This is a genomic window from Georgenia sp. (genome assembly GCF_054605595.1).
Genome location: NZ_JBTSDU010000138.1, coordinates 1 through 7,978, shown reverse-complemented (window position 1 = coordinate 7,978; position 7,978 = coordinate 1). Strand labels below are relative to the sequence as shown.

Here is a 7,978-nt window from a genome sequence, read left to right as displayed (position 1 = left end):
TCCAAGGCAAAGGGCATCTGCTCGTTACGACCCGCCGACCACTACTCGCGGATCTGGGTCAGACCCGCGCACCCTCGACCGCGCGTCGCCACTCGATCATCGTCTTGGTGAGATCACGCGACGCCTCGGCGAACGAGCCGCCCGGGGCGATGGCCGTCCGGGCCTTGTCCAGGTTCCGGCCCGAGACCTGACGCAGGACCTCGGCGGCCTCGAGGTGGAACCCGGCGTGCTGGGTCCGGGCCGTCTCGTGCCGCGCACGATCCGCACTCGACGGTTCGGCCCCGGACAACCACGTGCCGAAGGCGCAGCGATCGTCCTTCGACACGGCTGCGACGTCCTCGACATGGGTACCTGCTGCGACGGCGTCCGCGAGGCGGTACTTCCACGCTCCGTGCGCGGCGATCGCCGCCGTGATCTGCTCGTGCGTCGAGATCTCGACACCCGCCCCACCGGCACCAGCCAGCGTGAACCGGCCGACGCTCTTGGAGAGCTCCGCCGCCATCCGGGTCAGCTCCGAGATCGCCGTGAGGCTCTCGCCGACGCCGTCGCTCGACGCGGCGGCAGCGGTCGCGACCCCGGCGATGCTCCCCGCGATCTCATCGGCACCGTACGCGGCCTCAGTGACGTTGCGGCTCATCTCGTTCGTCGTCGCCGTCTGTTCCTCGAGAGCCGAGGCGATGGTCAGCTGGGTCTCGTTGATCTGGTCGATGATCGAGGAGATCTGCGAGATCGCCGCCACTGCCGCCGTGGAGTCGGCCTGGATGGCGTCGATCCGTCGGCTGATGTCCTCGGTCGCCTGCGAGGTCTCGCGGGCGAGCTCCTTGACCTCTCCCGCGACCACGGCGAAGCCCTTGCCCGCTTCCCCTGCGCGCGCTGCCTCGATCGTGGCGTTGAGCGCGAGCAGGTTCGTCTGATCCGCGATCGTGGTGATGACCTTGATGACGTGACCGATCTCCGCGGACGACGTCCCGAGCTGGGCCACCGTCACGGTCGCCGTCTCGACCGCCTCGACCGCGTTCGACGCGACCCCGGCGGCGAGGTTCGTGTTGTGGGCGATCTCCCGGATCGACGCGCTCATCTCCTCGGTCGCCGCGGCGACCGAGCGGACGTTGGTCGACACCTGCTCCGTGGCCGTGGCGACCGCGCCGGCACGCGCCGCGGAGTCGGCGACGCTCGCGCTGATCTCACCGGACGAGACCGTGAGCTCCTCGGCAGCGGCCGTGAGGCCGCCGGAGTCGCGGGTCATGCCCCGCAACGCCTCGCTGAGCCCGTCCGCCAGGGTGTTGAAGTGGCGGACGAGGTCGCCGAACTCGTCCTTCGCGAGCCATGCCCCGCGGTGGGTCAGGTCGCCTGCCGCTGCCTTGTCCAACAACCCCGCGAGCTCACGCATCGGGCGGGCCATCTGGCGGACGAGCAGCCAGGCGCACGCCACGGCAGCGGGGATCCCGATGCCGACCATGAGCAGCAGGGTGCGGGTCACGGACCCGACGGCATCGTCCTGCGCAGCACCGGCCGCGGACCCGACCGACCTCACCCCGGCCAACCCGACACCGGCGACGATCCCGAGGAACAGCAGGAACAGCACGTAGCTGCCGATCAACCGTATGCGGAATCCGGACATGCCCTCGACGCTCCCTCTGGGGCGCGGCATCGACCACCACGCGTCGAACGGTTCATCGGCAGGTCGTGACGGAAGATGACGGGACCCACCCGACTTCGTCGGCCGGCCCGGCACGTTCGACGCCCGGGCGATCGGGAACATCGGCAGCGCGGCCCGGAACTTCGGCTCGGTCTCGAGCCCCGCACTCACCGCCACCCCCGACTCCTCCGGCTCCCGATGGTCGGGAGGCGGGTTCTCCGGAGGAGGCGGGGGTGGCGGCCGCTGAGATCAGCGGGTGATGTTGCGCTTGCTCCCGCGCGTCATGCCGAGGTAGACGGAGATGAAGAGGATCGCAAGGACGATGGAGACCGCCCAGCGGATCCAGTCGCCGCCGCTCGTATCCGCCCATCCCACGGCGTCGGTGATGAGGTAGCCGACGACAGCTCCAGCGGCGCCGAGGATGATCGTCCACAGGATGCCCAGGTTCTGGTCACCCTTCATGAACAAGCGGGCCAGGGCGCCGATCACGGCGCCGGTGATGATGATCCAGATGATGCTCACGAGATCCTCGCCTTCTCCAGGCCGCAGGCGCGGCAGGTCGGTGGAGCCAGATCATCGTGACAGGAGCATGACCCGCACGCACGCGGAGAACTCACGTCGACCGCGTGGTGCGGAGCCGGGAGTGCCAGGGCACCGGAGACGCCGCCGGCCGAGGAGCTCGTCGGGATCTCCCTCCGAGGTCTTCGGCCGGCGGCGTTGAACCGGGACGCGGATCAGGCGCCGCGACCGCCCGCGGTCGCACGGCGGCGCGGTCGGGACGACCGCTCGGCGCCACGACCGTCGGAATGCCGCTCGCCGAGACCGGGCGCCTGGCCCGTCGTCGAGCTGTAGACGGCGCGCGACCCACCCGCACGCGCGGGACGGCCCGCAGCAGAACCTGAACGCCCACCGGCAGCCCCGGTCGAGCCACCGGCCCGGCCGACCCCGGCGCCTTGGCCGCGGCCACCACGGCGGCGGCCGGCGGGAGCTCCGGCGTCGCTCGTGCGCGCCCGAGCCCGGCCGGGCTGCTGCGGCTCGGGCTTGCGGGAGGCCGCCGGCGGCACCTGAGCGGCCGCCACGTACGGCGCGGCGTCACCCACCAGGGCGGTGACGCGCGGGTCCGTGGCGACGACCTTGGCCGGCGTGGCGTGGATCTTCGCGGCCCGGGCCAGCGCCCGGAAGTCGCCGCGCTGCTCGGGCAGCACGAGGGTGACGACGTCGCCGCCGTGGCCGGCGCGGGCGGTGCGCCCGGAGCGGTGCAGGTAGGCCTTGTGCTCGGCGGGCGGGTCCACGTGGACGACGAGGTCGATGTCGTCGACGTGGATGCCGCGCGCGGCGATGTCGGTCGCGACCATGACCCTGACCTCACCGGTCGAGAACGCGTCGAGCCCGCGCTCGCGCGCGTTCTGGGAGAGGTTGCCGTGCAGCTCGACGGCGGGGATGCCGGAGGAGGTCAGCTGGCGGGCGAGCTTCTTCGCCTGGTGCTTGGTGCGGGTGAACAGCAGACGCCGCGACGTGCCGGACGCGAGGGCATGGATGACGTCGTTCTTCTCGGCCGTGCCGGCGACCTCGAAGACGTGATGCTCCATCGCGGTGACGGCCGACTCGGCCGGGTCGACGCTGTGGTGCAGCGGCTGGTCGAGGAACTGCTTGACGAGCCTGTCCACGCCGTTGTCGAGCGTGGCGGAGAAGAGCAGGCGCTGGGTGCCGGCCGGGGTGGCCTTGAGGATGCGGGTCACGCCGGGCAGGAACCCGAGGTCGGCCATATGGTCGGCCTCGTCGAGCACGGTCACGGCGACCTTGTCCAGGTGCAGCAGCTTCTGGGACATGAGGTCCTCGAGACGGCCGGGGCAGCCCACGACGATGTCGACGCCGCTCCGCAGCGCCTCGACCTGCCGGCCCTGCTTGACACCGCCGAAGATCGTGGTGACGCGCAGACCCGCGGTGGAGGCCAGCGGGATGATGGCCTCGGCGATCTGCGTCGCGAGCTCGCGGGTCGGGGCGAGCACGAGGCCCCGCGGGTGGCTGGGAACGGTGCGCCCGGCGAGGGTCTCCCCCGACGGCACGAGGGCCGCGAGTCGCGAGACGAGCGGCAGCGCGAACGCCAGGGTCTTGCCGGAGCCGGTGCGGCCGCGGCCGAGCACGTCGCGGCCGGCGAGCGTGTCGCGGAGGGTGGCGGTCTGGATGGGGAACGGCGCGGTGATGCCGCGCGAGGCGAGCGACTTCTCCAGGGGCGCGGGCACTCCGAGGTCGGCGAACGTCGCATCGGTGGCTGCGGGCACAGTGGTGTCAGTGGTTTCGAGCACGAAAAGGAACTTCTCTCAGCAGGAGGTCACCGCAGGCATCTCCGCTGTCGCGTCCTCGGCGGTGACCGCCGGCGCTAGCCGTGCTGTGCGATGTCGGGGCGTCGGTGACGGCGCATCCCTGGACCCAGTGTCGCACGCGACCGCCAGAACGTGGAACTTCCCCTTCCGGTGACAGTGGTCACGCGGGGGGTATCGGTCACGCCGAGGCCTCGGTCTCCTCGGGGCGCGACGGCCACCTCGGGAGGACGGCCACCTCGGGGCGACGGTCAGGTCGGGGGGTCGGGGGCGCCACCCTCGCCGCGGGTGGCGAGCGCGACGGCGAGGCTCACCAGCACGAGACCGAGGAGCTCCCCGCCCGTCGGCACCTGGCCCAGCACCACGAGCCCCACCAGCAGCGACGCCACGGGCAGCAGCGCGGTCAGGAGTGCGAAGGTCGCGGCGGGCAGCCGGGTGAGCGCCACCTGCTCGAGCGAGTAGGGCACCAGCGAGGACAGCAGCCCGATGCCGACGACGGCGGCCGCGAGCCCGGCGTCGGACGGGGCGATGCCCGCCGTGCCGCCGGCGACCGGCGCGTACACCACCGCCGCGGCCAGCATGCCGACGGCGAGCGAGTCCAGGCCGCTGCGCCCGGCGGCGATGCGGCGGCCGAGCACGATGTACCCGGCCCAGGCCGCCCCCGCCGCGAGCGCGAACCCGACCCCGACGGCGGTGCCCGGGTCGGACCAGTCCACACCGAGGCCGGAGATCGAGAGCACGCCGAGGAGCGCGAGCACGACGGCGACGCGCACCCGGGTGCCACCACCACCGATCGCGGTGACCGCCACGGGTCCGAGGTACTCCAGCGAGACGACCGTGCCGATCGGCAGGTGGTCGATCGCCACGTAGAACAGCATGTTCATCCCGCCGAGCACCACGCCGAAGAGGCTGGAGCCGAGGACGTCGCGGGCGGTCCACCGCCGTCGCCACGGCCGACGCCAGGCCAGCAGCACGAGCGCCGAGACGACGATGCGCCACCAGGCGACCGTCGTCGCCGGCATGACGGCGAAGAGGCCGACGGCGATCGCCGCACCGAGGTACTGGCTGAAGCCGGAGCCGAGGAACAGCGCCGGGGCCGGCACGGCCTGCAGGAAGCGCCTCACCCGAGCACCCCGACGAGGCCCACGATCGCCACGATCGACAGCACGGTCGTGACGAGGATCGTGTCGCGGACCAGCGGCACGGCCCGGCCGTAGCGCATGGCGTAGACGAAGACGTTCTGCGCGGCGGGCAGCGCCGCGGCCACCACCGGGCCGAGCAGCGCGGGCCCGGAGAGGTCGAACACGAGGCGGCCGAGCACGAGCGCGACGGCCGGCGCCACCACGACCTTGAGCCCGACGGCGTACCAGAGCGCCGCGCGGCCGTCCTGCCCCCGACCGGGCAGCGGCGCCCCGTGCAGGGAGAGCCCGAAGGCGATGAGCATGACCGGCACGGCCATGTCCCCGACCAGCTCGATCGGCATGAGCACGGGCGCGGCCGGCCGCCAACCGGTGACGGAGACGAGCAGCCCGGCCCCGACGGCGAGGACGAGCGGGTTGCGCAACGGGGTCAGCAGCACCTCGGCGCGGCCGGTGGCGCGCCGGCCGGTCTGGGCGTCGAGCACGGTGAAGCTCACGGGGACCATCACCAGGAGCTGGTACAGCAGCACCGGCGCGATCGCGGTGGCGTCACCGACGGCGAAGACGAGGATCGGGATGCCCAGGTTCCCGGCGTTGACGTAGCTCGCGGACAGCGCCCCCAGCGTCAGCTCCGCCCCACGCCGGTGCAGCAGCAGCCGGGCGGGGACGACGTAGAGGACCACCAGGACCACCATGGTCAGTCCGTTGACCACGGCGCCGGCGGAGAACACGTCGGTCACGTCGGCCCGGGCGACGGTGAGGAACATCAGCGCCGGTGTGGCGGCGTAGAACGCCAGGCGCGCGAGGACGGCGGCGGCGCCTTCGCCGAGGACGCGGTACCGGGCGAGCAGGTAGCCCAGCACGACGACGACGGCCAGCGCCGCGAACCCCGCGAGCACTGCGCCCACTCGTCCACCCTTCCGTACCGGGCCGCGCCCGCTCGCCGACATCCTCCCACCCGACTCCGGAGGAGCCTGCCGGGCGTCCACGCCCGGGCGGATCAGCACTCCGGGTGGTTGGGCGCCGAGCCGGAGCCCGCCCCCGCCTCCGGCTCGGCGCCCACGCGGAGGTCGACGCTCAGGCCCGCGTGGTCGGAGACGGCCAGGTGGTGCACCCGCGCCGGGCCGGCCGCGGCGATCGGCCCCTCCCCCAGGATGTGGTCGATCTGGGTGCGCGGGCGGACGTTCGAGAACGTCTTCCCGACGGCGAGCGCCACGAGCCCCGACGTCGCCGCCACCACCTCCGGGGCCAGGTTGAGATCGCCGGCCAGCACCCGCGGGCCGGGCAGCGAGCGCAGCGCGGCCACCGCGGTACGCAACTGCCGCTGCGCCGTCGGCGGGTCCACCGACAGGTGCGTCACGCCCACCGTGAGCGGCCCGGCGGGGGTGCGGAGCACGGCGGCGAGGCAGACGCGGCCCGGGTCGATGACGGGGAGGACGCCGCTGATCGCGAAACCGATCCGGCCCCCGCGCCGCAGCCGCAGGCCCGCGCCACGCAGCGGGCGCACATGCCAGGTGCCCACCGGGATCCGGCTCAGCAGCGCCACGCCGTAGCCGGGACGCCCGGGCGCGTCCGACGGCCACGCGGGGCGGCGCACCCCCGTGGCCGAGCCGGCGAACTCGGCCGCGAACCGGACGTAGGGCAGGCCGAGATCGGCGGCGAACGCCGCGGTCTGGTCGACGCTGCCCGAGCGCCGCTGGAACTTGTCGACCTCCTGCAGCACGACGACGTCGGCGTCGCTCACCGCGATCGGGGCCGCCGCCTCGCGCAGGATCTCCCGGTCCGGCCGTTGACGCACGCGCGGGGTGGCCGCGGCCGGCATGACGTGCTGGAGGTTGAGCGTGAGCAGCCGGACGGTGGGCGCCCCGGCGCCCGTCACACCGCTCACTCGCCGTCGCCGCCGGACTCCTCGAACGTGAGGGAGACGGAGTTCATGCAGAAGCGCTCGCCCGTCGGCGTCTGCGGGGCATCGTCGAAGAGGTGGCCCAGGTGGGAACCGCAGGACGCGCAGCGCACCTCGGTGCGCACCATGCCGAGCGAGCGGTCCTCGACGAGCTCGACGGCGTCCCCGGCGAGCGGTGCGTAGAAGCTCGGCCAGCCGCAGTGCGCCTCGAACTTCGTCTCGGAGCGGAAGAGCTCGGCGCCGCAGCCGCGGCAGCGGTAGATGCCCTCGCGGTGCTCCTCCAGGAGCGCGCCGGTGCCCGGGCGTTCCGTCGCGGCCAGCCGCAGGACCTGGTACTCGAACGCATCGAGCTCCGCCCGCCACTCCTCGTCGGACCTGATGACCTTGGGGGTGCTCATACCTTCATGGTGCGCCCGGAACACCTCCCCCGTCACGCGCTCGGCCGGTGTCCACCCGCTCCGGCCGGCCGCCGTGACCGCCACCGGTTCAGTCGCCGTCGCCACCGTCGGCGCCGTCGCCGGGCGCGGCGTCCTTGCCGTGGACGTCCGGGCGCCCGCGCGACTCCTCCAGGCGCTTGTGCTCGGCCGTGTCCACCCGCTTGCGCTCGGCCGTCTGCTCGCGCTCCACGAATGCCTCCGCACCCGGGCCGCTGAATGCCTCGGCGCGCTCCTCGGCCTCCTTCGAGCCCGAGAACAGGCTCGACTCGTGGCCCACGGAGGTCGCGGCGTCATCGGGCCGGCCGGCGTCGGGCCGGTCGGCATCGGGCCGGTCGGCGTCGGGCCGGTCGGCGTCGGGCCGGTCGGCGTCGGGCCGGCCGCTCCCGTCGAGGCGCCCGACGATCGTGCGGCGCACGCCCGGCGTGCCCGGTCGCATGGCCCCGGACGTGGCGGGGCCGTCGCTGCCCGGCGCGGCATCGAGCACGGTTGTCTCCTCGGCCGAGGGGTGGTGACGCTCCACCCGGGGGCGGGGCTCCTCA

At 73.7% G+C, this 7,978-nt stretch carries 7 protein-coding genes and 1 pseudogene; all 8 read right to left on the bottom strand.

The features are described 5' to 3' along the window. Positions 1-58 precede the first annotated feature (58 nt). Positions 59-1,621, bottom strand: a complete 1,563-nt coding sequence (locus ACYC1Z_RS13020; protein WP_461409949.1) for a methyl-accepting chemotaxis protein — start codon at positions 1,619-1,621, stop codon at positions 59-61. Between the two features lie 267 nt (positions 1,622-1,888). Beyond that, positions 1,889-2,101 carry a GlsB/YeaQ/YmgE family stress response membrane protein gene (locus tag ACYC1Z_RS13015; protein ID WP_461409950.1) on the bottom strand — a complete coding sequence of 71 codons (213 nt, stop codon included), beginning with the start codon at positions 2,099-2,101 and terminating at the stop codon, positions 1,889-1,891. Between the two features lie 272 nt (positions 2,102-2,373). Beyond that, on the bottom strand, positions 2,374-3,945 hold the full coding sequence (locus ACYC1Z_RS13010; protein ID WP_461409948.1) for a DEAD/DEAH box helicase: 1,572 nt from the start codon (positions 3,943-3,945) through the stop codon (positions 2,374-2,376). 266 nt (positions 3,946-4,211) lie between these two features. Then, positions 4,212-5,084, bottom strand: a complete 873-nt coding sequence (locus ACYC1Z_RS13005; protein ID WP_461409947.1) for an EamA family transporter — start codon at positions 5,082-5,084, stop codon at positions 4,212-4,214. Further along, the gene (locus ACYC1Z_RS13000; RefSeq protein ID WP_461409946.1) at positions 5,081-6,049 is read right to left on the bottom strand and encodes an AEC family transporter; all 969 of its coding nucleotides are present in this window, start codon (positions 6,047-6,049) and stop codon (positions 5,081-5,083) included. Before ACYC1Z_RS13000 ends, ACYC1Z_RS13005 begins: the two co-directional genes overlap by 4 nt. 50 nt (positions 6,050-6,099) lie before the next feature. Further along, entirely contained in the window at positions 6,100-6,987 is an 888-nt protein-coding gene (locus ACYC1Z_RS12995; protein ID WP_461409945.1) for an endonuclease/exonuclease/phosphatase family protein, read from the bottom strand. Further along, entirely contained in the window at positions 6,984-7,400 is a 417-nt protein-coding gene (gene msrB / locus ACYC1Z_RS12990) for a peptide-methionine (R)-S-oxide reductase MsrB (protein WP_461409944.1), read from the bottom strand. The genes ACYC1Z_RS12995 and msrB overlap by 4 nt, the downstream gene beginning before the upstream one ends. 88 nt (positions 7,401-7,488) lie before the next feature. Continuing rightward, a pseudogene (locus tag ACYC1Z_RS12985) lies at positions 7,489-7,978 on the bottom strand (hypothetical protein); the annotation flags it as partial.